Raw genomic sequence first — 22782 nt, 5'->3', positions numbered from 1 at the left:
GTATGCCCCTTAATGGAAAGGGCCATTTGTGTGTTTTACCGAGATGTCACGCAAGATTTAGGGCCGCACTCTGGGGAGAGGCGGCCCTTTTTCGAGTATTTTGCAGCAAAGGAAACCTAAACCGTCGCCGCATTGGTGGCTTTGGCAAGCTTGCCGCGCATCCAGATTTGCATGATTTTCGGCGCGATGTAGAAAATCACGAGCGTTGCCGCGACCAGTTCCAGCCCGCCGATGATGCGGAAAGGCATCGGCACCAGCGTGGCCGCAGCGAACATCATGTTGGCGAAGGCTGCGAGCGGAAAGGTAAACGCGCCCCAAAGCGCGGAGAAATCGCCTTTGGTCAGGTAGCGCACCCCGAACACGTAGACGAGGAGCGCGGTCACGCCAATCCACGCGAAGGCCAGCGCCAGCGTGGTGTAGCCCAGAAGCGTGGCGACAATGCCGAACAGCGAGAGCGGCGCAAGGTGGATCGCCAGCAGCGGGCGCAGCGGCGGCGGCACATCGGCCTTGGCGAATTGCAGCACGGAAATGAGCCAGATCGCCGCGGCAATCGGCAGCGTGGTGGCGAAGAGGAATTGCGACAGACCGACCCAGCCCAAAGGCACGGCGGAAAGCGGCGCGAGGATGTAGCCGACGAAGGACAGATGCCATGCGGGGGTCACACGGCGTTGTTCAGCTGGGCCGAGCGCAAAGGACCGAATGATCAAAAGCGCGACGACCGTCAGGGCGATAAGCGACAGCACAAGCACGGTTTTCGCAGCGAGCGCCGAATACGGCACAAGGACCGCAGCAAAAAGAAAACCGGTGTCTGCTCCGGCTGACAATCCCGCCCGCCCCGGTAGGATGCGCAGGTCTTCGGCGATCACCGAGGGACGGCGGGACATTTTGGCGAAATAAGTCAGAAGCGCGAAGAGATAAAGCAAAGAGAACGCCCCGAGCAGCATCTCCCCGATCCAAGCGGGCGCCCCCGGGATCACCTTCGCGGCATTGCGCCAGGCAAGCCCCAGCCCCATCAAACCCATGATCGGCGGAAAGATCGCCGGAGGCGTCGCTCGCCAGAGCCCTTGCGGCGCTGTATTGAACGGTTTCGGCATGATGCGGGGCGGTGTCTGGGACATGGGATGAACCTTGAAATGGGCCTTCAAACATACATTTAGAATGCTGAATATCACCCTACCCTGTTTTGCGAAAGAGTTTCCACGGGGGCGCGATGTCGCGGGTCTGTTCCCGCACAAAAAAGGCGACCCTAAGGCCGCCTTAAATTCTGTCACCTTTGGCTTTACCCCTTCGGGCGCATCGACAGGCCATCAGCGAAAAGATGCACTTTCTCCGGCGGGGCAGAGAGTTTCACGGTCTGGCCTTTGAGACCGGCGTGAATGCCCGGCAGTTTGGCGATCAACGGTTCATTGCCGCGTTCGGCCACGAAATACAGAAGCGTCACTTCGCCGAGCGCTTCCACCACATCGACCACACCGTCGACGATGGCCTCGCCTTCGGCCAGATGCATGTCTTCCGGGCGCACACCGACATTGACCTGACGGCCCATGTCTTCCGGCCCCGTGGGGATGGTCGTCGTGGCGATGCCTTCGCCGTCGAGTTGCACCTTGGTCATCTCACCGGTCTCGATGATCTTACCCGGCAGAAGGTTCATCGACGGGGAGCCGATGAACTGGGCAACGAATTCATTGTCCGGTTTCTCGTAGAGATCAAGCGGCGAGCCGACCTGCGCGATGCCTTTGTTGGCGAGTACCACGATGCGATCCGCGAGGGTCATCGCCTCGACTTGGTCGTGGGTCACATAGATCATCGTGCTCTCGGGCATGCTTTCCTTGAGCTGCGCGATCTCCAGACGGGTCGCAACGCGCAAAGCGGCGTCGAGGTTGGAGAGCGGTTCGTCGAAGAGGTAGACCTTCGGGTCGCGCACGATGGCCCGGCCGATGGCGACACGCTGACGCTGCCCCCCCGACAGAGCTTTGGGCAGGCGGTCGAGATACTCTTCGAGCTGAAGGATATGGGCCGCCTTCATGACCGCCTCTTTGATCTCCTCTTTCGACTTCTTGGCGAGCTTCAAAGAGAAAGCCATGTTGTCGTAAACCGTCATGTGCGGATAGAGCGCGTAGCTTTGGAACACCATAGCGATACCGCGCTGTGCCGGCGGCACATCGTTCACAAGCTCCCCATCGATTTCGAGCGTCCCGCCGGAGATTTTCTCCAGACCCGCAATCATGCGCAGCAAGGTGGATTTACCGCAGCCCGAGGGGCCGACGAAGACAATCAGCTCGCCGGTCGCGATGTCGAGATTGATGTCCTTGAGGACCTCGACCTTGCCGCCATAGACCTTGGCGACGTTTTCCAGTTTAAGATCGGCCATTTCTCTCTCCCCTCGCCTCTCAGGCAGTTTCCCGCAGCATAAGCGCCGGTTGCCACGGCCCGAGATGCAGTTTCCCGTCGTCCATCGGAGACGCAGAATTCAATTCGCTTCCAATGTGATGCCAGTTCCCCTTGGGCGCGTCCAGTGTCGCGGGCTGATCGGACAGGTTGAACACGCAGAACAGTTCTTCGTCTTCCGACTTGCGCGTGAAACTCAGGCAGCTTCCGTTGACCGTCAGATCCAACATCTCGCCGGTCATCAACGCCTTATGCGCGTGGCGGAAGGCAATCGCCCGGCGGTAGTGATGCAGAATCGAACCGGGATCGTATTCCGATTGCGCGACAGAGAGCGACAGGTGATCCGGGCTGACCGGCAGCCAGGTGCGCGGCGCGTCAGAGAAGCCGCCGTGATGCTGGGTCTGATCCCAAACCATCGGAGTGCGGCAGCCGTCGCGGCCCTTGAACTCCGGCCAGAACTGGATGCCGTAAGGGTCTTGCAGGTCTTCATAGGCGACATCCGCCTCGGTGAGACCAAGCTCTTCGCCCTCATAGATACAAGCGGAGCCCCGCAGGCACATCATCAGCGTGGTGAACGCCCGTGCGCCCATCGGATCGAGGTGCCAGCGCGACATGTGGCGCTCCACATCGTGGTTGGAATAGGCCCAGCAGGCCCAACCGTCCGCAGCGACGGCAGACACTTTATCCATGACCTCTTTGACATAGTCCGGCGTCGGCGTGTCCCCGGACAACAGCTCAAAGGCGTAGCACATATGCATAAGCTCATCGCCCGTGGTGTATTCCCCAAGGATTTCAAGCCCATGCTGCTCATCTCCCACTTCGCCGACGGCAGCGGCGCCGTAGGGTTCCATCACCGCGCGCAGCTTGCGCAGGAATTCGAGGTTTTCCGGGCGCGATTTGTCGTAAACGTGCTGCTGCCAGTTGTACGGGTTCACCGCAGGCGCGGTTTTTGCCGTGCGCAGTTCCGGCGCGAGCGGCGGGTTGTCCCGGAACTCCGCGTCATGGGTGTAGAAGTTGATCGTATCGAGGCGGAAGCCATCGACACCGCGCTGGAGCCAGAAATTCGCCACATCCAGGAGCGCGTCCTGCACTTCCGGTTCGTGGAAGTTGAGATCGGGCTGCTCGGTCAGGAAGTTGTGCAGGTAGTATTGCAAACGCCCCGCGTCCCATTGCCAGCCGGAACCACCGAAGATCGACAGCCAGTTGTTCGGCGGCGTCCCATCGGGTTTCGCATCGGCCCAGACATACCAGTTCGATTTCGGGTTGTCCTTGGAGGAGCGGCTCTCCACGAACCACGGGTGCTGATCCGAAGTGTGCGACAGAACGAGATCGATCATCACCTTGACGCCAAGACTGTGCGCCGTGTCGATCACCGCGTCGAAATCGGCGAGCGTGCCGAACATCGGGTCAACATCGCAGTAATCAGACACGTCATAGCCGAAGTCTTTCATCGGCGAGGTGAAGAAGGGCGAAATCCAGATCGCATCCACGCCAAGCGAGGCGATATAGGGCAGACGGCTGACGATGCCGAGAAGATCGCCAATGCCATCGCCGTTGCTGTCCTGAAACGAGCGAGGATAGATCTGATAGATGACGGCCCCGCGCCACCAGTCTTTTTCACGCGTGAAAGGCGTAGAAGAAGGAATCGTTGCGTTCATGGTTTTGCTCTTTTGTTATGTCGCGTGTCTTATTTGACAGACCCGGCCAGAAGGCCGCGCACGAGATATTTTTGCATGAAGAAGAAGACCGTCAGCGGCACGGCGATGGACACGAAGGCTGCCGTCGCGAGGATTTCCCAGTTGCCGCCACGGGTGCCCAGAAGCTCGACGATCTGGCGCGTCATGACGGTGGTGTCCCCGGAGCTGTCGATCAGGAAGACGAGCGCCACCAGCAAGTCGTTCCAAGTCCACAAGAACTGGAAGATCGCGAAGGAGGCGAGCGCCGGGAAAGACAGCGGCAGGATGATCTTGGTGAAAATTTGGAAATCCGTCGCGCCATCGACGCGGGCGTTCTCGATGATGTCTTTCGGCAGCCCAACCATGTAGTTGCGCAGCAGATAGATCGCCAGCGGCAGACCGAAGCCCGTGTGGGCGGCCCAAACGCCGAGATAGCCTTTCGAATTGATCGTGTCGCCCGGTTCAAACCCCAAAAGCTGCCCGATGGAGCCCACCGACAGGAAGCGGCGCGCATTGTCCGGGTCCGGGGTGCCGACAAGGGCGACGAACCATTCCACAACCGTGCCGTGGAAGGTCAAAAGCGGGATCAGCGCCAATTGCAGCGGCACGACGAGCAAGCCGACGATCACCGCGATCAGGAAGGCCCGCCCCCGGAAATCCATCCACGCCAGCGCATAGGCCGCGAACGCCGCGATCAGGATCGGGATGACCGTCGCCGGGATCGTCACGGTGAAGGTGTTGATGAAGGCTTTGCTCATCTTGTCCGTCGCCTGACCGGAGAACAGCACCGTGCGGTAGTTCTCAAAGGTGAAAGACGGCGGGGTCTTCGCTGTGAGGAACACACGCTCGCCACGACGTCCGGAAAATTCCGTATCGTTCACGAGACTGTAGTCACCATTGGCCTCGACGGTCAGCTGCCCGTCATCGCCCAAATCGGCCGTTTCGCCCGCCGTATAGTCGTCAATCGCGCGAGACGAGGTGCCCCAGACGGAGATCGTACCGGGCTTGGCGCCCTCTTGCTCGAACAGATTGCCTTCGATCACATATTTGCCGTCGATCTGCTGCTGCATCTCCGGGGCCGCAGTGCGGATCATCGTGTTCTGCACCTGCGGGAAAAGCGCCTTCCACCAGCCGGAGCTGGAAATCTGGTCGCCGGTCCGGAAGGAGGACACGAAGAGGCCGACCGTAGGGAACAGCCAGAGGAAGACCAGAAAGATCACCGAGAGGTGCGTGGCCCAGATGAGAGCGGGTTTCTTGCCAGCGATATTGTCCATGATCCTGCCCTCACTTCATCTCTTTGCGTGCGTTGTAGACGTTCCACACGAGGATCGGCGTCACCAGCAGCATGATCACCATGGCTGCCGCAGAGCCGACGCCCCAGTCGCGGGCGCGGAACAACTGGTCATACATGTAGTTGGCCAGAACCTGTGTCTCCCATTGACCGTTGGTCATGGCAAAGACGATGTCGAAGATTTTCAAAACGACGATGGTGATCGTGGTCCAGACGACGACGATGGTGCCCATGATCTGCGGCACTTTGATTTTGAAGAAAATCTGGAACGGGTTGGCGCCATCGACAATGGCCGCCTCAATGGTTTCTTCCGGCACACCGCGCAAGGCCGCCGAGAGGATCACCATGGCGAAACCGGTTTGAATCCAGATCAGAACCACCATCAGAAAAAAGTTGTTCCAGAACGGCAAGGTGAGCCAGTTGATCGGCTCCGCCCCGCCAATCGCGAGGTAAATCGCATTCAGGATACCGATTTGTTCAGTGCCCAACGGACGGGCGTCATAAACCAGTTTCCAGATCACCGCAGCGCCCACAAAGGAGATCGCCATCGGCATGAAGATCAGAGATTTGGCGATGGAGCCCCAGCGAATACGGTCGGTGAGCTGCGCCACCAGAAGGCCGAACGCCGTGGAGGCCGCAGGCACAACCAAAAGCCAGAGCGCGTTGTTGCGCATCGCTTCCCAGAATTTCGGGTCGGCAGACATTTTGCGGTAGTTTTCCAGACCGACAAACGCGCCGCCCATGTCACGGTCGGTAAGAGACAGCCGCAGCGTATCGAAGACCGGATAGGCGAGATACAGGCCCAACGCCATCATCGCCGGCAACAGGAACAACCAAGGCCGCACGAGGTTCGCACGGTTGATATTGCGCCCGGCATTCGCACCGCGCGCCGGGAAGATCACCTTGTCGAGGATGATGTTGGAAAAATAGAAATAGCCGATACAGGCGCCGACGCCGATCGCGATGGTCAGAAGACCTTGAAGTGCCGGATGCATTGTCTCTCCCCTTCCGTCAGGCGGCTGTGTTCAGGCACGCCGCTCTTGCCTTGCGCTTATCAATGTCCCTTTGGGTCCCTTTGGGGATTTGTCACTCCCGTCGGGTCAGCAGCTGCGCAGTTCGTTGCGGACGCGAAAGCCTCCGGGCCCGAAGGCCCGAAAGCATCTCTTGTTTCAAATCTGGCTGATTACTTCAGCGCATCCCAGGAGGTCTGGATCGACTTGGCAACATCTTCAGCGGACTCGCCGCCCGTGTAGTCAACCATACCGGTCCAGAAGGAACCTGCGCCCACGCCGCCCGGCATCAGGTCAGATGCATCGAAACGGAACGTGGTGGCATTCAGCAGAATGTCGTTCATTTTCTTCAGCGTCGGATCGGAGAACACAGAGGTATCCACGGCCTTGTAGGGCGTCAGGAAGCCTTTTTGTTTCATCCAGGCTTCATGGGCATCCGTGGTTTTCAGGAATTCCATGAACTGATGCGCTTCCGGGCTGTCATTGGTGATGGCCCAAAGCGTACCGGCGCCAAGCACAGGCGTGCCGAGATCTTTGCTCTCGTAGGACGGGAAATAGAAGAAGTCTGCATCTTCGCCAAGCACGACATCCTCCGGGAAGAAGGCCGGGATGAAGGACGCCATGTGGTGCAGGTAGCACTGCGGCGGCGAGGTGAAGAGACCTTTCGGGCTGTCGCGGAAGTCGGTGGAGGCAACCGCATCGGCACCGCCCGAGACGAACGCATCATTTTTCGCGAACCAACCGAATTCTTCAATGGCTGCGACGACGCGCGGATCGTCGAATTTCACGTCATTGGTGACCCAGCCGTCGTACACTTCAGGATCTTGCGTGCGCAGCATCATGTCTTCGACCCAGTCGGTGGCCGGCCAGCCGGTGGCGGCCCCGGACCCCAGACCGATACACCAAGGCGTTTCGCCATCGGCGACGATCTGTTCGGTCAGCGCTTTCAACTCTTCCATCGTGGTCGGAACTTCGTAGCCCGCATCCTCGAAGTTCTCCGGCACGTACCAAACGAGGGATTTCACGTCGATTTTGTAGGGGAAGGCATAGAGGTGATCCGCGCCGTCTTTCCCGGTGTAGGTGCCAAGTGCGGTCCAGCTTTCGCCCGCCGCGTAGTTTTCTTTCAGCCATTCATCGGTCCCATCGGCCAACGGCGTCAGGAAACCACGCTTTGCCATATCCGAGGCCAAACCCGGCTGCGGGAACACGGCGATATTCGGGGCGGAGCCCGCTTCGGCGTCAATCACGATTTGCTGTTCAAAGCTGTCGGAGCCGACATAGGCAACATCAAGGCCGCTTTGCTCCTCAAAAACCGCCAATACTTTTTCGACCATCTCTTGGTCGGCGCCAATCCACGGGCCAGCAATCGTCAGGTCCTGCGCCTGCGCACCTGCGGCCATAAGGGCAAGCGACGCGGCACCGGTCATAAGTGTCTTTTTCATGTAAACCTCCCAGTTTTCATACCCGGACACGGGCGGAGAAATCGTAGCGTTATCAGTCAAGAAATCAATCATTTCCACAACCGTCAAAGCGCTTTGACATGCGCAACCTGTCCCATGGCACCTAGAGAGTCAATGACACGGATCAACCGAAACCGCAGTGTCAAAACATAGCTGATGAAATTTGTGTGACGGCGCGTGAGCGCCGCACGCCCCCCCCGCCTTCCTCCAAGCAGAGTTGCTCGCACCCCCGCATCAAATAGGTCAGCACTCCCGTCTTTACCTTGCCCCTGCCTCAGTCTAGCGTGACATCAAACCACGGATCACGCAGACACAAATGAACCTTAAAGAGCTTTCTTCACTGCTTGGACTGTCCCAAACGACCGTCTCCCGCGCCCTCAACGGCTATCCCGAAGTTTCCGAGGTCACGCGTCAAAAGGTGTTGAAAGCCGCACAACAACACAATTATACCCCGAACCCGCGCGCGCGCAGCCTCGCGACCGGGCGCAACCACGCCGTGGGCCATATCATACCTCTCTCCAAAGGGCATGAGATGGTGAACCCGGTTTTCGCCGATTTTGTCGCAGGCGCGTCCGAGATCTACGCCCGGGAAAACATCGACATGCTGTTGCAAGTGGTCCCCGACAGTGGCGAGGCAGAGGCCTATCGCAAGATCGCGGCAAAAGGATCGGTCGACGGTGTGATCGTACACGGACCGAAGGCAGATGACCCGAGAATCAAACTGTTACGCGACATTGGGATGCCCTTCGTCGTCCACGGGCGCTCGGGGAGCACGGATGAAAACGACTATTCCTGGGTCGATATGAACAACCAGCGCGCTTTTGAGCGGGCCACGAAATTCCTGATCGATCTTGGCCACCGCCGGATTGCTTTGCTCAACGGGCTTGAAGGCATGGACTTCGCCGCCAAGCGCCGCGCAGGCTATCGCGTCGCACTAGAAGCTGCCGGGATCACCGAAGATCCGAGCCTGTGCCACAGCGCAGAGATGACTGAAGACTTCGGCTTTCGCGCCGCAATGGAGGTCCTGAGCAAGGACCAACCTCCCACCGCGATCATCGCCTCTTCGATCATCGTCGGTTACGGCGTCCGCCGGGCCATGGACACGCTTGGCCTCAGGGTTGCCAAGGACGTTTCCCTGATCGTCCATGACGACGAACTGTCCTACATGCGCAATGGCAGCACGGAACCGATCTACACCGCAACGCGCTCCTCGGTGCGTCTGGCCGGGCGCATCTGCGCTGAAATTCTGATGCAGCAGATCGCCAATCCAAAGCGTCCCCCGCATCACGAATTGCTCGATGCCGATCTGATCATCGGCCACACCACCGGACCTGCGCCGACCCCGAGCTGATCCGCAAGGCGGTTTGGCAAGTTTTCTGTTTGCGCAAACCTTCAAAGCGCTTTGAGCTTGCCCGCAAAGCCCCGAACTCGTTATAAGCGCAGCCAGCCCCAGCCACTCAGAAATGGAGCGCTCCATGGCAAATGTCTCGAATCCCACCTCCCCCCTGACCCGCAAAGATTTCCCGAAAGGCTTCCTGTTCGGCGCGGCCACCGCCGCCTATCAGGTCGAAGGCCACAAATTCGGCGGCGCGGGCCGCTGCCACTGGGACGATTTCGCCGCCACCCCCGGCAACGTGCTGCGTGCCGAAGACGGCGCCTTGGCCTGTGATCAGTATCATCGCTACGGCGAGGACATGGACATTCTCAAGGCCGGGAATTTCGACGCCTACCGCTTTTCGACAAGCTGGTCGCGCGTAATCCCCGAAGGCCGCGGCGCGGTGAACCGCGAAGGGCTGGAGTATTACGACCGTCTCGTCGATGCGATCCTTGAGCGCGGGCTGGAGCCGCATGCCACGCTCTATCACTGGGAACTGCCCTCTGCCCTGTCAGACCTCGGCGGCTGGACCAACCCGTCGATTGCGCGCTGGTTCGGCGATTTTGCCGAAGTGATCGATGACGTGATCGGTGACCGCGTCGCCTCCTACGCCACAATCAACGAACCTTGGTGCGTCTCCTACCTGTCGCATCTGCTGGGCCACCACGCTCCGGGCCTGCGCAACATCCGCGCCGCCGCACGCTCGATGCATTACGTGCTCAAAGCCCATGGCGAAGCGATCTCCCGCCTGCGTGCCCGTGACCGCAAGAACCTTGGCATCGTACTCAATTTCGAGCATACCCAACCTGCCACAGATGACCCTAAAGACATTCGGGCCGCTGCCACGCAAGACGCCACCCACAACCGCTGGTTCATCGAAGCCATCACCAAGGGCCGTTACCCCAAGGAAGCGCTCGAAGGGTTGGAGCCTTATCTGCCGCATGATTGGCAGGAAGATCTCAAAGCGATCTCCCGCCCGATCGACTGGCTGGGCGTCAATTACTACACCCGCAATCTAGTGGCCCATGACGCCGAAAGCCCCTGGCCCTCGACCGCCCCGGCGCAAGGCCATCTCGCCACCACCCAGATGGGCTGGGAAATCTGCCCGGAAGGGCTCGAAGCCCTGCTTTTGCGCCTCAAGGAAAACTATGTCGGAGACCTGCCGATCATGGTGACGGAAAACGGCATGGCTTGGGATGATCATGTCCGCAACGGCGTGGTCGAAGACCCGGAACGCTGCGCCTTCATTCGCGATCACATGGCCGCAATGCACCGCGCACTTGAGCAAGGCGTCAACCTTCAGGGCTTCTTTTACTGGTCCCTGCTGGACAACTACGAATGGGCCTTTGGCTATGAACGGCGCTTCGGAATGGTGCATGTCGATTTTGAAACATTGAAACGCACCCCCAAAGCCTCCTATCACATGCTCAAAGACCTGATCGCCCGAGACTGACTCGAGACCCTGCTGCGGAGTTGACGCCATGCCCCATCCTTCCGATACCCTCACCCTCGTGGCCGATATCGGGGGGACCAACACGCGCGTCGCTCTGGCAGATGGGGAAACCTTGTTGCCGGAGACGATCCGTCGCTATTCCAACCGCAAGTTTCCGGGGCTTGAGAGCGTTCTAAGGCAATATGTCGAGGATGAGGGCGGCGTCGATTGCAAAGGCGCCTGCGTTGCGCTCGCAGGCCCCGTGCGCGATGGCGTCGGGACAATGACCAATCTCGACTGGACCATCGACCACGACACGTTGCGCCGCGCCACACAGGCCGAACATGTCTCCATCCTGAACGATCTTCAGGCACAGGGCTATGCACTCGGACTTGTCGCGCCGGAGAATATGCGCTCGGTGATCGACGCACCAACCCCGGCGCCACATTCGGCCAAACTGGTGATCGGCATAGGCACCGGGTTCAATGCCTCTCCGGTGTTCGAGACCCCCCGTGGCCGCTTCGTCGCGCCCTCAGAAAGCGGGCACGCCAATCTCCCGATCCGCACGGCTGATGAGTTGGCGCTCTGCGAATTCGTCGAAACCGCGCATGGCTTCCCCGCCATCGAGGATGTGCTGTCCGGCCGCGGTCTGGAACGGGTCTATCTTTTCCTCGGCACACGCAGCGGGGCCGCCCGCGAGAAATCCGCCGCTGAAATCATGGACGCCGTGGCCCGTGGCGACGATCCGCGCGCCACCGAAGCCGCCCGCCTCTTCGTCAAGATGCTCGGCACGGTGGCGGGCAATCTCGCCCTCATCCAACTGCCCTTTGGCGGCATCTATCTCGTCGGCGGCGTTGCCCGCCATATAGCGCCTTATCTCGATGCCTTTGACTTCAATGGAGCCTTCCGCGACAAAGGCCGTTTCGCCGGATTCATGAAGAATTTTTCCGTCTCCGTGATCGAAGACGATTATGCCGCCCTCACCGGCTGCGCCTCTCACATGCACAACATATACCCGTAACGCATTGTTATTGTGAAACCTTACAGTTTCACGACAGGCGCAGAGTGTTGCATTCAAGAAAAAACGGTGGCGTAACCTCGTTTTAACTCCCTTGCCCTTACACAAGGTCTCGTGACCACAGTTGTAAGGGAATTTCGGGATGCCTCACCCCTGCCGAACACACGCCTTTCGCCAACAAGGCCTGCGCACATGACGACACATGTGCATCTTCACGATCGGCTCGATTATCAATCCGTGCCTCCCCTCATGGCGGAGCTTGGCGCGATTACGGATGACACGCTCGTCATTGATGCCGGCAATGTCCGCCATCTCGGCGCCCTGTCGCTTCAGGTGATCCTGTCCGCCGTCAAAACGCGCGCCGCTCAAGGCAAGAGCACTCGGCTCGCGAATGCCTCTGACAACTGCATCGATATGCTTGGCCTCTTTGGCTTCACCCCAGAAACCATTACTCAACCGGAGGCCTGGACATGAGTCTGGAAGTTCTCGCTGTCGACGACAGCCGCACCATGCGTGACATGCTCAATCTCGCCCTGTCCTCGGCGGGCTTCACCGCGCACCTTGCCGAAGACGGTCTTCACGGTCTCGAAGTTCTCGAAGACATTGACCCGGACGTGATCATCACCGACATCAACATGCCGCGCATGGATGGCTTCGGTTTCATCGACGCCGTCCGCTCCGAAGACAAATGGAGCCGCATTCCGATCCTCGTCCTCACGACTGAGAGCGCCGATGAGCTCAAGGCCAAGGCCCGCTCCGCCGGGGCAACGGGCTGGATCGTGAAACCTTTCGACCCCGCCAAACTCGTCAAAGCCCTCCAAATGGTGGCTGGATAAGAGGTTCCCATGTCCGACCCGATGGCAGAAATCCGCGCCTCCTTCTTCATCGAATGTGAGGAACTTCTGGAAAGCCTTCAAGATGGCCTCCAGTTGATGGATGACGGCGACAGTGACCCGGAAACGATCAACGTCGTGTTCCGCGCCGTACATTCGATCAAAGGCGGCGCGGGTGCGTTTGGCCTCGACGATCTGGTGCATTTCGCCCATCGGTTTGAAACGGCGATGGACGAGGTGCGCGCAGGTCGGTTTCATCCGGATGGCGATGCCGTCCGCCTGTTCTTCACTTGCGCCGACATTCTCGGCGATCTGGTGCGCGCCGCCCGCGATGGCGACAGCGTTGCCTCCGATGTGACCGATCCTGTTCTGGCAAAGCTCGAAAAACTAGTCGGCGTCGAAGAGGAAGAGGAGGAAGAACTCGACTTCACACCGGCAACCCTGTCTCTGGATTTCGATACGGAAAACGCCGTGGCCGACTTGCCAGACTTGCCTGACCTGAGCGCTCTCCCCTTGCCAGAGGAGCCCCAAGACACGCAAACCGTCATGCCGTCGGACGAAACCGAGTCCCCGACCGAGACCGCGAGAGGCTTCACCATCCTCTTCAAGCCGGAAGCCTCGCTCTACACCTCCGGCAATGAACCGCTCTATCTCCTGCGCGCCCTGCGCGATCTTGGCGATCTTTCCGCAGATTGCCATTGCGCCGCCCTGCCCACGCTGGATGAAATAAACCCGGACACCGGGCATTTGTCTTGGACGCTGACCATTCAAACAGAGGAGTCCGAACAAGCCGTGCGGGAGGTCTTCGAATTCGTAGACGGCCTCTGCCAGCTCGAAATACACCCCCTCTCCGCATCCCAACCGCTGCCGGAGCTTCCCTCGGAAAATCAATCACCGAACCCGGCGGCTGAAGCCCCGCTGCAGCCGGACATGACGCCAACACTCGCCCCGCCTCCGGAGCAGTCCGTCGAGGAACCGACTCAGTCGGAAACAAGCCCAGAGGTGACCGAAGATATCATCACGCCCGTGCTCCATGACGCCGCCCCGCAGAAAGAGAACACGACCCCGCCCAAAGCCGCCTCAGCCACGCCCACACAGCCCCGCGCCACGGTGCGCGTTGATTTGGAACGCATCGACCGGCTCGTGAACCTTGTCGGAGAGCTTGTCATCAATCAGGCGATGCTGAGCCAATCCGTCACCGAGGCCAATCTTCCCCCAAACTCTCCTGTCTCAACCGGGTTGGAGGAATTCCTACAGCTCACCCGCGACATTCAGGAATCGGTGATGATGATCCGCGCCCAGCCGATCAAATCCCTGTTCCAACGCATGGGCCGGATCGTGCGGGAATCCTCCGCCTCCGTCGGCAAAGAGGTCCGGCTTCACACCGACGGCGAAAGCACCGAGGTCGACAAAACCGTCATCGAACGGCTCGCCGACCCGCTCACGCATATGATCCGCAACGCAGTCGATCATGGTCTGGAAAGCCCTGAAAAACGGATTGAGAACGGAAAATCGCGCTTGGGTCACGTCACCCTCACCGCGCAACATCGTTCTGGCCGAATTGTGATTGAGGTGACCGATGATGGTGCCGGGATCAACCGGGAGCGCGTCAAGGCAAAGGCCATTGAGAAAGGCCTGATCCCCCCCGACGTCACCCTGAGTGAAAGCGATATCGACAACTTGTTGTTCCTGCCGGGTTTTTCCACAGCGCAGGAGGTCTCCAATCTCTCCGGCCGGGGGGTGGGGATGGACGTGGTCAAAAGTTCGATCCAAGCCCTCGGTGGCCGGATCAGCATCTCGTCGCAAGAGGGCAAAGGCTCGACATTCTCGATTTCGCTGCCCCTCACCCTCGCCGTGCTGGACGGCATGGTCGTGCGCTTCGCTGAAGAAACCCTTGTTGTCCCGCTCAACGCCATTCTCGAAACCCTCACGCTCACCGATGACGACGTCAAGGCACTCGGGCCTCAAACCCATGTTGTCCAAATCCGTGGCGGCTTTGTGCCGCTGCTCGATCTCGGCGCGGAGCTCGGATACCGGCCACCACAAGACAGTTACGTCGGCGGGATCGTCCTGTTGATCGGTCAGGAAGATGGCAATCGCGCCGCCCTCGCCGTCGATGCCATCGAAGATCAGCGTCAGGTCGTCATCAAAGGTCTTGAGGGCAGTTATGGCCGTGTCCCCGGAATTGCGGCGGCCACCATTCTCGGCGATGGGCAAATTGCCCTCATTCTCGACCCCACCGATCTGGTCAGTCAGGCCAGCGGACGCACCCGGACGCCCCACCATCAGCAGGCACTTGTAGGATAAGATCATGACGGACACCGACAAACAGACCTCCTCCTCTTCTATGGAGCTATTGTCCTTTCGCGTCGGCGGGCAGGACTATTCCGTGGACATCATGTCCGTGCGGGAAATTCGCGGTTCGGCGAAAGCGACATCGCTCCCACACGCCCCGCCGTTCATCAAAGGCGTCATCAACCTGCGTGGCACGGTGTTGCCAATCATCGACCTCTCCGCCCGCCTCGGGTTGCAGACCGGTGAGGACTCGGAACGCAATGTGATTATTGTCGTCGATCTCGGCAAACGGACCGTCGGACTTATGGTCGACGCAGTTTCCGACATTCTCGCCATCCCCTCCGAAGAGATGCAGCCACCACCCGACCTTGCCGCAGATGAGGCGCGAGCTTTTGTCTCTGCCCTGACCATCGTGGATGGGCGCATGATCCGAATTCTCGATTTGGAAGCAGTGATGCCACCGCAAGGAGAGGAAGCCGCTTGAGCGAAATCTCCCCCATAACCGGACGCGCCAATATGGCCAACGTCATTTCCGATCAGGCTTTCGCCCGCATCGCGTCCATCGCCGCGCGCGAGGCCGGCCTCGTTCTCTCGGCGTCCAAGGTCTCAATGGTGAAATCCCGTCTGACGCGCCGCCTGCGCGCGCTCAAACTGCCAAGTTTCGATGCCTATCTGGATTTTCTGGAGACCGAAAATGATGCTACCGAAATGGAAAACTTCATTTCGGCCCTCACCACGAATGTTTCCCATTTTTTCAGGGAGAACCATCACTTCGACTATCTTGCAAGCCATGTCGTGCCTCATCTCAGACAAAAACTGGCAACGGGCGGAAAAGCAAGGATATGGTCGGCGGGGTGCTCCAATGGGCAGGAACCCTATTCCATCGCAATGACGCTCCTGCAACACGCCCCCGATCTGGCGAAGAAGGATTTAAAAATCCTCGCCACAGATATCGATCCGGAAGTCATCAATCGCGCACGACTCGGACACTATAGCGGCTCTCTGACGGCAGGCCTGACGGAGCAGATGATCTCTTCTTTCTTTTCGACATCTGGTGAGGAGGATGAATTGACCCTGACGCTCAAGCCGGATGTCCGAGACATGGTCTCGTTTCGGCAACTCAATCTCCATTCCGAATGGCCCATGACAGGCAAGTTCGATGTGATCATGTGTCGAAACGTCGTGATCTATTTTGACGAGGCCACCCAAGCGCGCCTGTTTAGTCGTTTTGCGGGCATTCTTGCCCCCGGTGGCTGGCTCATGCTCGGCCATTCGGAACGCCTGAGCGAAAGCGCCAGCCCACTTTTCGACAACGCAGGCATCACCACCTACACGACGAAACGTAAGAGTTCGTCACCCGCTTTGAACGAAGCGCAAGTCAGCAAAGGAAACCTCTGATGGCACTACGGGATCAACTTCGTGTCATGGTCGTTGATGACATGTCCACGAGCCGTGGTCTCATCACGAATGCGCTGGATTCGTACGGCATTCGAAATGTTGCGAGCGCGGCGGACGGCCCATCGGCATTGCAAAAACTTGCCACGGCACCGGTGCATCTTGTGATTTCAGATTACAACATGCCCGGGATGGACGGTCTGCAGCTTCTGCACGCTCTGCGCTCTAATGGCAGCACACGCGGGATCGGCTTTCTTCTTATCACGGGACGCGCCGACCGGGAAATCATCGATATGGGCAAACGGCTTGGCATGAACAATTTCCTGAAGAAACCCTTCGACCCGGCCGGACTTCGGGCCGCGATCGAAGCCATCGTGGGGAAGCTCTGATGTCCGTGCATCCGGTTCATTCTCCCCCCCGAGACAGCGGGTCAGACCCTGCCGCAATCCCTTTGAACACGCTCAACAAGCGTATTCAGGACGAGATGGTCGGCCTCGTCATCTTGGCAGCAGAGGTACAAATCGCGCTTGGCCCAACCCTGGCCGAAACCAAAAGCCTGTCTCCCGCTGTGCAGCGCAGTTTGCAGGCCATCGACAGGCTGCACCAAACACTCGATGACCTTCAAAGGGTGATGGGACATCTCGCCGAACAAACGGAACAGGAGATTGTAGAGATCACCCCGCTCAGTGAAGTCATTCGGTTGAGGCATTTGGCGCACAAATTATTCGACAATATCGACGCGCCATTTGCCCTCTCTGAGGACGACTCCGGGGAGATTGCATGGTTCTGAAGACGGCCTGAACGCCAAACATCTTTCACTCTGAAAACCGGGGCACTTTTGGGTCAATGGGACATTGGAAAGAGAGGCGTTTTCATTGTGGTTGCAAGCGGCACTCTCGCCCCGTTCAATCACTCATCGGGTGCCGGAGCGGTAATCGTTTGGCAGTCAGAGAGGCGCATGCCATCCCTGCCACAACATCCGAATTGGTGTTTAAGATGATGCCCGCGACATGGCACGATATCACGCTTTACTCTCGCGTTTTCGCCGACATCGGTCGGCAAAAGCGTTTCTACTTAAACCTGAATCAGGGTTTGAGCAGAAACGCGGAGCAACGTCCAAGCGGAGCGGGCGTTTCGACTTTATGTGATAGATCAAGTTAAAGTCGAAACGCTTTAGCGAACCGTTCAGACGGCTCTTAGCGACGATAGCAGCGGGAATGTTTGCCGAACCCCGCCGGGGAACAGACCCAAGAGCCGCTGCCTTGAGCCGCCACGCGCGTGAGTACCGTGCCGGACGCATCGGCCACCTCTTGTCCACCGGCGAGCCAGTCGAAACGGGCGCTGCCGCTGCCTGCAACGGTTGTTTTCTGGGATGCGGATTCGGTTTGCGAAGCGGCAGCAGGTGCGGGTTGAACAGCGGTTGCAACGCCAAGGGCGAATGCGGCTGGCACCAACACATGCGAAAGGGTTTTCGTAAATACGAACATAGCTCGGCCTCCTTGATCGCGACCTTGTCCAGCACGGGGCCGCGACAGGTCAGTCTTATCTCTCGATACCCCGTGATTGATGAAAACGAGGTTAGAGGTCAAGCAGGACATCATTTCGGCGCAAGCATGGCAGCAATATGCCGTCTCAACTGCGCCGAAAAATCACGCATAAAATCATTGGCATTCAGCATGTTGAATGTTGAATGTTGAAAAAAAGAATGGGCAGCTTTTCGCCGCCCATTCGCATCCTCGCCACACAGAGGCTAAATGCCCCTTTTTTACTCACTTGAGGACTTGATTCTTGACCCGCCAATCCGGCAGACCAAAGCCTTCCGGCCACGGATAGACCTCCGGATAGTTGAAGTAGACGACGCCAACCAAGGACGGATAATCCGCATTTTCCGCGCGCACGGTGGCTTTCCAATCCTCAACATACGCGGCTTTACCGACATAGCCGAGTTCGGCCACAACCACAGGCTTTCCAAAAGCCTGCGCCCGCTCATAGCGCGGCGCGAAGATTTCATCGTAAGTGCGATCACGCCCATATTTGGCCTGATCCCACGCCTGCAGACCAAAGACCGTCAACCCAACCAGATCGGCATAGTCATCGCCCGGGTAGTAGTCTTGCATGCCCTCGTCTCCGAGCGGCGACCACATCAGGTTGATGTTCGGCGCGTCTTCCTTGCACAGATCCGTCATCCGGCGATAGGCGGAGATAAAATCATCCGGCTCCCAATCGGACCAGATGAATTGTCCGCTTTTGTCGTCCATCTCATGCATGAAGCGCAGGGTCACCGGACTTTTCAACGTACCAAGCACCTGACAGATCGCATGCATGTTACCGTCGTAGGTTCCCTCGGCAATCCCCTCACGAAGATAGCGCGCGGTATTGCGTTCATTGCGCGACCACGTCCACGGCTCAAGCGTCACGAGCAAAGCACGCTGACGTTCGAGCGCGTATTCATCGGCATCGTAAAGAGACGGCAAATAGACGTCTTCCCACGGCAGAAACAGGTGCTCAACGGTCACCGCCGCATCCCGTGAAAAATCCCCGTCCGGATCGTAAACGCCGAATGGCACTTCGCCCGGTGGAGACTGCGCAATTCCCGCGCTCGCAAACCCGGTCAGCACGCCCACAGCAAGTCCCGTGGCCAATACTGACATCACACGTTTTGTAGACATATCAAACATCGCTCCCTCCCTTTTCAAGGCGCTGCGCCCCCAAACCACTGCGGTGCGAAATCAAGATGAACCTCGCCGGGTTTCCCCCGTCCGGCCCCCGCCACCACATACTCAACCTTCACAACATTAATGGGCTCAAGACCGTAAGACAGAGCGAGGACGCCCACCTTCCCCCTCAGGATAACAGAATTCATGAAAAAAGCCATGATCACAGTCAAAACAACACCTTGCATGGCCAATTTTGGCGTGAAATCCCGCAATCTAATGTCGTTTTCGCGGATGTGATGAACGATGGCGACGCACAAAAGGCTGACATAAAGCACCGCGTTCATCAGGGTCAGGAGATAGAACCCGGGCGCCATAACGAGATGATCTCGCAGCATCACGGGAAGGATCGCGCCCAGCGCCAGAGCCCCATACACGAGAATGATACGGGTCGGCATGGTCGCCTGTGCGGCCTCGCCTTTCGGCGTGATGCGAAAATCGACGAAGCTCCCCGTGATCCTGTCCCGAAACGCCATCGCGACGCCCCAAAGCACCCATGGCCATTGGATCGTGAGAAACAGAATTTTTTCCCATGCGAAAATCTTGGCGTCCACCGGACGGAACAGACCGTCGCGTTTCAAACCGTGCACAATCACCAGAGGGACGAGCCACAATGGGAAGGAATGCCAAATGAAGGACGGATAGGTGATATCCGCATAGATGAAATCGAACATCACAGCCAGAACGGGCGTGGCGTAGCCGATAAACATGGCGATGGCGAAAAACAGATACCAGAGCTGACACAGGAGAAAGAGCAGTTTGAGGCGCATCGGAAATTGCGGCAAATACTGCGGCGTATACCGCAGCAAGAGAGAGACCAGAGACCGTGACCATTGGAATTCCTGCGTGACCAGATCAGGCAGTGAGGCAGGTCCATCGCCATAGGCGATCGCATCGATTGCATGAACCCCGCGCCACCCCGCCGCAGAGATCAGCATGGTGGTGGAATGATCCTCGGCCAGTTCCGGACCAAGCCCACCAGCCTCTCTCAGAGCTTCCGTCCGCACGGCATAATGTGACCCGATGCACATGGGCGTAAGGTTTCTGGTCAACCCCGCCTGAAAGATACCGTGAAAACCGGACTCAACGTAAAGCCGCGTGCGGGCGGCCCAATGACCTTCCGCATTCGCTCCGCAAATCGACGGCGCGGAAACATATCCGACATCCGGATCGGCGAACGGGCGGATCATTTCACGCAGGTAACCGGGCTGCGGTACATGGTCCGAGTCGAGCTGGGACACGATATCGTAGAGCTCGTACCCCCATGTATCGTAGAAATAGGCAAGGTTTCCCTCTTTGCACCTTGTCCGGCGCGGCCAAGACTTCTGATGATATTCCTCTACCCCATTTCGCGAGGAGATCAGCACGCCGTGATCCTTGCACCACGCAATGACTTCAGGCGTGGGAGCCTCATCGGCCAACCATGTGTCGTGGGGGTAATCTTGCGCCAACATCGCTTCCAATGTCGGACGCACCACTTCGAACGGTTCCGAGGGCGTTTTGGTCACAATCATAGCGACGTCAAACTGGCCCGGTTCGGGATCGGGCGCGACAGAGCGATGGGCTTGCAGGAAAATCACCATGAAATAGGCCTGCATGCTCCAGATCCAGCCGAGACCCAGAGTGATCAGAACAAATCTGACAATGCCAATCACGTGGCTCGGATCAAACCACCAACTCCAGAACCATAGGGAAGCCATGAACCAGAGCACGACAAGCAATGTGTACCAACGCCGCCGACCTTTGGAGTAGAGAGACGCAAGCATTGGACGCGGCGCAAGTGCGGGATGGCGTCTCGCGACACCCCGCCCGTCCTCAAGTTGATATCTCGTCATCCTTGGGCGACCTTCGGCGCCTTGGGCATAAACCATGGCGCCGCATGCCCCACCATATCATCGATATTCGTCCAGCGCGCGTCGAACCCGAGCACTTCGCGCGCCCGGCTGGGATCGGCCACAAGCTCGGGTGGATCACCCGCCCTGCGCGGGCTGTTCTGGTGCGGGACCTCATGTCCTGTCACCCGCTCGACGGATTCAAGGATTTCCTGAACAGAGGTCCCTCTCCCCGTCCCGAGGTTGAGCTTGAGAGGCCCTGCCCCTCCCTGCAACGCGTTCAGAGCCAAGACATGCGCCCGCGCGAGATCGCAGACATGGATGTAATCGCGCACACAGGTTCCGTCCGGCGTCGGATAATCCGTTCCGAACACATGGAGCGCAGGCCCCGCCCCTTGTGCCGCCATGATGGCAAGCGGGATGAGATGCGTTTCGGGATCATGGCGCTCAGACAATTCGAACTCAGGGTCAGCACCGGCGGCATTGAAATACCTCAGCGCGGCGTAGTTAAGCCCCCATGCTGTCGCGGCATCCTCCATCATCCATTCGCACATAAGTTTGGAGCGCCCATAGGGGTTGATCGGCGATTGCGTCATGCTTTCGTCAATCGGAACATGATCCGGCTCACCATAGGTGGCGCAGGACGAGGAAAACACGAGCGTCTTCACCCCGACCTTTTGCATCGCACCCAGAAGAGAGATCATCCCCCCGACGTTATTGTCGTAATACATCTGCGGCTCACTCACGCTTTCGCCCACATAGGCAAAAGCTGCGAAATGAATGACGGCATCGATGCGCTCTTGTTCAAGCACGCGTGTCAGATGATCACTGTCTCGCAAGTCGCCTTCCACCAAAGGCCCCCAGCGGACCGCATCGGCATGACCGCGCGACAGGTTGTCATAGACCACAGGCGTCAGCCCGGCTTGGCTCAAAGCCTTACAGCAATGGGAGCCAATATAGCCCGCGCCACCGGTCACAAGAACGCGCGAACCGCGGAACGCATGGGGTGTCATGCTCCACCTCCTTGCGCGACCTTTGCGGGCTCCTCCTCAACCTGTGTCGCTACAAGTTCGTTGCCAAAATACGCGACAGTCGGCACCAGCCCCGCACGCAGAGACACATTCGGTTCCCAATCCAGAAGCTCTTTTGCGCGCGAAATATCGGGGCGGCGCTGGCGCGGATCATCTTGCGGCAGATCGCAATAGACGACGCCACCGTTGGTCGGGATCATCTTTTGAACCAACTCTGCAAGCTCATTCATGGTGAACTCACCCGGATTGCCAAGATTGACCGGAACAGCCCCACAGGTATCGCATTCCATGAGCGTCATCAGCCCGTCGACCATATCATCGACGTAGCAGAAGGACCGCGTCTGTTCCCCCGTCCCGTAAATCGTCATCGGCTCACCTTTGAGCGCCTGCACGACGAAATTGGAAATCACGCGACCGTCTTCCGGGTCCATACGCGGGCCGTAAGTGTTGAAAATCCGCGCCACACGCACATCGACGCCGCGCGTGACATGCATATCGTGGAACAGTGTCTCAGCCGCCCGTTTGCCCTCGTCGTAGCAGGACCGTGGCCCCATCGTGTTCACCAGCCCACGATAGTCTTCCCTTTGCGGGGACACTTCCGGGTCGCCGTAAACTTCGGAGGTCGAGGATTGCAGCACCCGCGCGCCTTTCTCCTCGGCCAATTCAAGAAGGTTCAACGCGCCCATCACCGAAGTCTTGAACGTGTGCAGCGGATCCCTCTGATATTTTGGCGGCGAGGCCGGACAGGCCAAGTTATAAATCCTGTGCACCGGACCTTGCACGACAAGCGGATCAACGATGTCATGAAGAAGGAACCGGAAGTTCGGATTTTGCAGAAGCGCGGAAATGTTCGACATCCGCCCCGTGTCCAGATTGTCGGCGCAGATCACCTGATGGCCCTGCTCCAAAAGTTTCCGGCACATGTTCGAGCCGATGAACCCGGCTCCCCCCGCAACGATCACCACTTTCGCCGTGGCGTGTTGCCCAATTCCCATGACGCTAAATTGCGGATCAAACCGCTTAACATTGGAG

The 22782-nt window shown here is 58.6% G+C and carries 21 protein-coding genes; 10 read left to right on the top strand and 11 right to left on the bottom strand.

The genetic code is table 11. The features are described from left to right. Positions 1 to 116: 116 nt before the first annotated feature. The 6 genes from ACYBHZ_RS06635 to ACYBHZ_RS06610 form a co-directional block, all read right to left on the bottom strand. On the bottom strand, positions 117 to 1118 hold the full coding sequence (locus tag ACYBHZ_RS06635) for a TDT family transporter (protein ID WP_460273470.1): 1002 nt from the start codon (positions 1116 to 1118) through the stop codon (positions 117 to 119). Between the two features lie 161 nt (positions 1119 to 1279). Beyond that, positions 1280 to 2371, bottom strand: a complete 1092-nt coding sequence (locus tag ACYBHZ_RS06630; RefSeq protein ID WP_460273469.1) for an ABC transporter ATP-binding protein — start codon at positions 2369 to 2371, stop codon at positions 1280 to 1282. Between the two features lie 19 nt (positions 2372 to 2390). Next, positions 2391 to 4046, bottom strand: coding sequence for an alpha-glucosidase family protein (locus ACYBHZ_RS06625; protein ID WP_460273468.1), 1656 nt, complete (start codon positions 4044 to 4046; stop codon positions 2391 to 2393). A 29-nt stretch (positions 4047 to 4075) separates the two neighbouring features. Next, positions 4076 to 5338, bottom strand: a complete 1263-nt coding sequence (locus tag ACYBHZ_RS06620) for a carbohydrate ABC transporter permease (RefSeq protein WP_460273467.1) — start codon at positions 5336 to 5338, stop codon at positions 4076 to 4078. Positions 5339 to 5348: 10 nt separating this feature from the next. Beyond that, the gene (locus ACYBHZ_RS06615) at positions 5349 to 6350 is read right to left on the bottom strand and encodes a carbohydrate ABC transporter permease (RefSeq protein WP_460273466.1); all 1002 of its coding nucleotides are present in this window, start codon (positions 6348 to 6350) and stop codon (positions 5349 to 5351) included. Positions 6351 to 6538: 188 nt separating this feature from the next. Then, positions 6539 to 7807, bottom strand: a complete 1269-nt coding sequence (locus ACYBHZ_RS06610; RefSeq protein ID WP_460273465.1) for an ABC transporter substrate-binding protein — start codon at positions 7805 to 7807, stop codon at positions 6539 to 6541. Between the two features lie 334 nt (positions 7808 to 8141). Between ACYBHZ_RS06610 and ACYBHZ_RS06605 the strand changes: the two genes are divergently transcribed. The 10 genes from ACYBHZ_RS06605 to ACYBHZ_RS06560 all read left to right on the top strand — a co-directional run bounded on the left by ACYBHZ_RS06605 (position 8142) and on the right by ACYBHZ_RS06560 (position 16963). Further along, complete coding sequence (locus ACYBHZ_RS06605) at positions 8142 to 9176, top strand: LacI family DNA-binding transcriptional regulator (protein ID WP_460273464.1); 1035 nt, start codon at positions 8142 to 8144, stop codon at positions 9174 to 9176. A 124-nt stretch (positions 9177 to 9300) separates the two neighbouring features. Further along, the gene (locus tag ACYBHZ_RS06600) at positions 9301 to 10653 is read left to right on the top strand and encodes a GH1 family beta-glucosidase (RefSeq protein WP_460273463.1); all 1353 of its coding nucleotides are present in this window, start codon (positions 9301 to 9303) and stop codon (positions 10651 to 10653) included. A 28-nt stretch (positions 10654 to 10681) separates the two neighbouring features. Beyond that, on the top strand, positions 10682 to 11653 hold the full coding sequence (locus ACYBHZ_RS06595) for a glucokinase (protein ID WP_460273462.1): 972 nt from the start codon (positions 10682 to 10684) through the stop codon (positions 11651 to 11653). Positions 11654 to 11842: 189 nt separating this feature from the next. Further along, the gene (locus ACYBHZ_RS06590) at positions 11843 to 12124 is read left to right on the top strand and encodes an STAS domain-containing protein (RefSeq protein WP_460273461.1); all 282 of its coding nucleotides are present in this window, start codon (positions 11843 to 11845) and stop codon (positions 12122 to 12124) included. Further along, entirely contained in the window at positions 12121 to 12486 is a 366-nt protein-coding gene (locus ACYBHZ_RS06585; protein WP_460273460.1) for a response regulator, read from the top strand. The genes ACYBHZ_RS06590 and ACYBHZ_RS06585 overlap by 4 nt, the downstream gene beginning before the upstream one ends. A gap of 9 nt (positions 12487 to 12495) precedes the next feature. Next, the gene (locus ACYBHZ_RS06580; RefSeq protein ID WP_460273459.1) at positions 12496 to 14790 is read left to right on the top strand and encodes a chemotaxis protein CheA; all 2295 of its coding nucleotides are present in this window, start codon (positions 12496 to 12498) and stop codon (positions 14788 to 14790) included. A gap of 4 nt (positions 14791 to 14794) precedes the next feature. Next, a complete protein-coding gene (locus ACYBHZ_RS06575; protein ID WP_460273458.1) occupies positions 14795 to 15262 on the top strand; it encodes a chemotaxis protein CheW in 468 nt (155 codons plus the stop codon). Positions 15263 to 15294: 32 nt separating this feature from the next. Beyond that, positions 15295 to 16176, top strand: a complete 882-nt coding sequence (locus ACYBHZ_RS06570; RefSeq protein ID WP_460273888.1) for a CheR family methyltransferase — start codon at positions 15295 to 15297, stop codon at positions 16174 to 16176. Continuing rightward, complete coding sequence (locus ACYBHZ_RS06565; RefSeq protein ID WP_460273457.1) at positions 16176 to 16562, top strand: response regulator; 387 nt, start codon at positions 16176 to 16178, stop codon at positions 16560 to 16562. The genes ACYBHZ_RS06570 and ACYBHZ_RS06565 overlap by 1 nt, the downstream gene beginning before the upstream one ends. Beyond that, positions 16562 to 16963 carry a hypothetical protein gene (locus tag ACYBHZ_RS06560; protein ID WP_460273456.1) on the top strand — a complete coding sequence of 134 codons (402 nt, stop codon included), beginning with the start codon at positions 16562 to 16564 and terminating at the stop codon, positions 16961 to 16963. Before ACYBHZ_RS06565 ends, ACYBHZ_RS06560 begins: the two co-directional genes overlap by 1 nt. Before the next feature lie 406 nt (positions 16964 to 17369). On the opposite strand, the gene ACYBHZ_RS06555 is transcribed toward ACYBHZ_RS06560, so the two are convergent. The 5 genes from ACYBHZ_RS06555 to ACYBHZ_RS06535 all read right to left on the bottom strand — a co-directional run bounded on the left by ACYBHZ_RS06555 (position 17370) and on the right by ACYBHZ_RS06535 (position 22745). Continuing rightward, entirely contained in the window at positions 17370 to 17660 is a 291-nt protein-coding gene (locus ACYBHZ_RS06555) for a hypothetical protein (RefSeq protein ID WP_460273455.1), read from the bottom strand. A 282-nt stretch (positions 17661 to 17942) separates the two neighbouring features. Continuing rightward, on the bottom strand, positions 17943 to 18851 hold the full coding sequence (locus ACYBHZ_RS06550) for a glycoside hydrolase family 26 protein (protein WP_460273454.1): 909 nt from the start codon (positions 18849 to 18851) through the stop codon (positions 17943 to 17945). Between the two features lie 14 nt (positions 18852 to 18865). Further along, a complete protein-coding gene (locus ACYBHZ_RS06545; protein ID WP_460273453.1) occupies positions 18866 to 20722 on the bottom strand; it encodes a glycosyltransferase in 1857 nt (618 codons plus the stop codon). Next, positions 20719 to 21732: a UDP-glucose 4-epimerase GalE gene (galE, locus tag ACYBHZ_RS06540; RefSeq protein WP_460273452.1), complete on the bottom strand. Its 1014-nt coding sequence runs from the start codon at positions 21730 to 21732 to the stop codon at positions 20719 to 20721. The genes ACYBHZ_RS06545 and galE overlap by 4 nt, the downstream gene beginning before the upstream one ends. Further along, complete coding sequence (locus ACYBHZ_RS06535) at positions 21729 to 22745, bottom strand: UDP-glucuronic acid decarboxylase family protein (protein ID WP_460273887.1); 1017 nt, start codon at positions 22743 to 22745, stop codon at positions 21729 to 21731. Before ACYBHZ_RS06535 ends, galE begins: the two co-directional genes overlap by 4 nt. Between the last annotated feature and the right edge of the window lie 37 nt (positions 22746 to 22782).

The sequence above is a fragment of the Celeribacter sp. ULVN23_4 genome, assembly GCF_054788345.1.
Note: the sequence above shows the minus strand (reverse complement) of the source record. Positions and strands in the feature narration are given on the sequence as shown.

Coding starts and splice junctions, on each gene's coding strand:
- ACYBHZ_RS06635 (WP_460273470.1), bottom strand. CDS start 1,118: ATGTCCCAGACACCGCCCCGCATCATGCCGAAACCGTTCAATACAGCG.
- ACYBHZ_RS06630 (WP_460273469.1), bottom strand. CDS start 2,371: ATGGCCGATCTTAAACTGGAAAACGTCGCCAAGGTCTATGGCGGCAAG.
- ACYBHZ_RS06625 (WP_460273468.1), bottom strand. CDS start 4,046: ATGAACGCAACGATTCCTTCTTCTACGCCTTTCACGCGTGAAAAAGAC.
- ACYBHZ_RS06620 (WP_460273467.1), bottom strand. CDS start 5,338: ATGGACAATATCGCTGGCAAGAAACCCGCTCTCATCTGGGCCACGCAC.
- ACYBHZ_RS06615 (WP_460273466.1), bottom strand. CDS start 6,350: ATGCATCCGGCACTTCAAGGTCTTCTGACCATCGCGATCGGCGTCGGC.
- ACYBHZ_RS06610 (WP_460273465.1), bottom strand. CDS start 7,807: ATGAAAAAGACACTTATGACCGGTGCCGCGTCGCTTGCCCTTATGGCC.
- ACYBHZ_RS06605 (WP_460273464.1), top strand. CDS start 8,142: ATGAACCTTAAAGAGCTTTCTTCACTGCTTGGACTGTCCCAAACGACC.
- ACYBHZ_RS06600 (WP_460273463.1), top strand. CDS start 9,301: ATGGCAAATGTCTCGAATCCCACCTCCCCCCTGACCCGCAAAGATTTC.
- ACYBHZ_RS06595 (WP_460273462.1), top strand. CDS start 10,682: ATGCCCCATCCTTCCGATACCCTCACCCTCGTGGCCGATATCGGGGGG.
- ACYBHZ_RS06590 (WP_460273461.1), top strand. CDS start 11,843: ATGACGACACATGTGCATCTTCACGATCGGCTCGATTATCAATCCGTG.
- ACYBHZ_RS06585 (WP_460273460.1), top strand. CDS start 12,121: ATGAGTCTGGAAGTTCTCGCTGTCGACGACAGCCGCACCATGCGTGAC.
- ACYBHZ_RS06580 (WP_460273459.1), top strand. CDS start 12,496: ATGTCCGACCCGATGGCAGAAATCCGCGCCTCCTTCTTCATCGAATGT.
- ACYBHZ_RS06575 (WP_460273458.1), top strand. CDS start 14,795: ATGACGGACACCGACAAACAGACCTCCTCCTCTTCTATGGAGCTATTG.
- ACYBHZ_RS06570 (WP_460273888.1), top strand. CDS start 15,295: ATGGCCAACGTCATTTCCGATCAGGCTTTCGCCCGCATCGCGTCCATC.
- ACYBHZ_RS06565 (WP_460273457.1), top strand. CDS start 16,176: ATGGCACTACGGGATCAACTTCGTGTCATGGTCGTTGATGACATGTCC.
- ACYBHZ_RS06560 (WP_460273456.1), top strand. CDS start 16,562: ATGTCCGTGCATCCGGTTCATTCTCCCCCCCGAGACAGCGGGTCAGAC.
- ACYBHZ_RS06555 (WP_460273455.1), bottom strand. CDS start 17,660: ATGTTCGTATTTACGAAAACCCTTTCGCATGTGTTGGTGCCAGCCGCA.
- ACYBHZ_RS06550 (WP_460273454.1), bottom strand. CDS start 18,851: ATGTTTGATATGTCTACAAAACGTGTGATGTCAGTATTGGCCACGGGA.
- ACYBHZ_RS06545 (WP_460273453.1), bottom strand. CDS start 20,722: ATGACGAGATATCAACTTGAGGACGGGCGGGGTGTCGCGAGACGCCAT.
- galE (WP_460273452.1), bottom strand. CDS start 21,732: ATGACACCCCATGCGTTCCGCGGTTCGCGCGTTCTTGTGACCGGTGGC.
- ACYBHZ_RS06535 (WP_460273887.1), bottom strand. CDS start 22,745: ATGGGAATTGGGCAACACGCCACGGCGAAAGTGGTGATCGTTGCGGGG.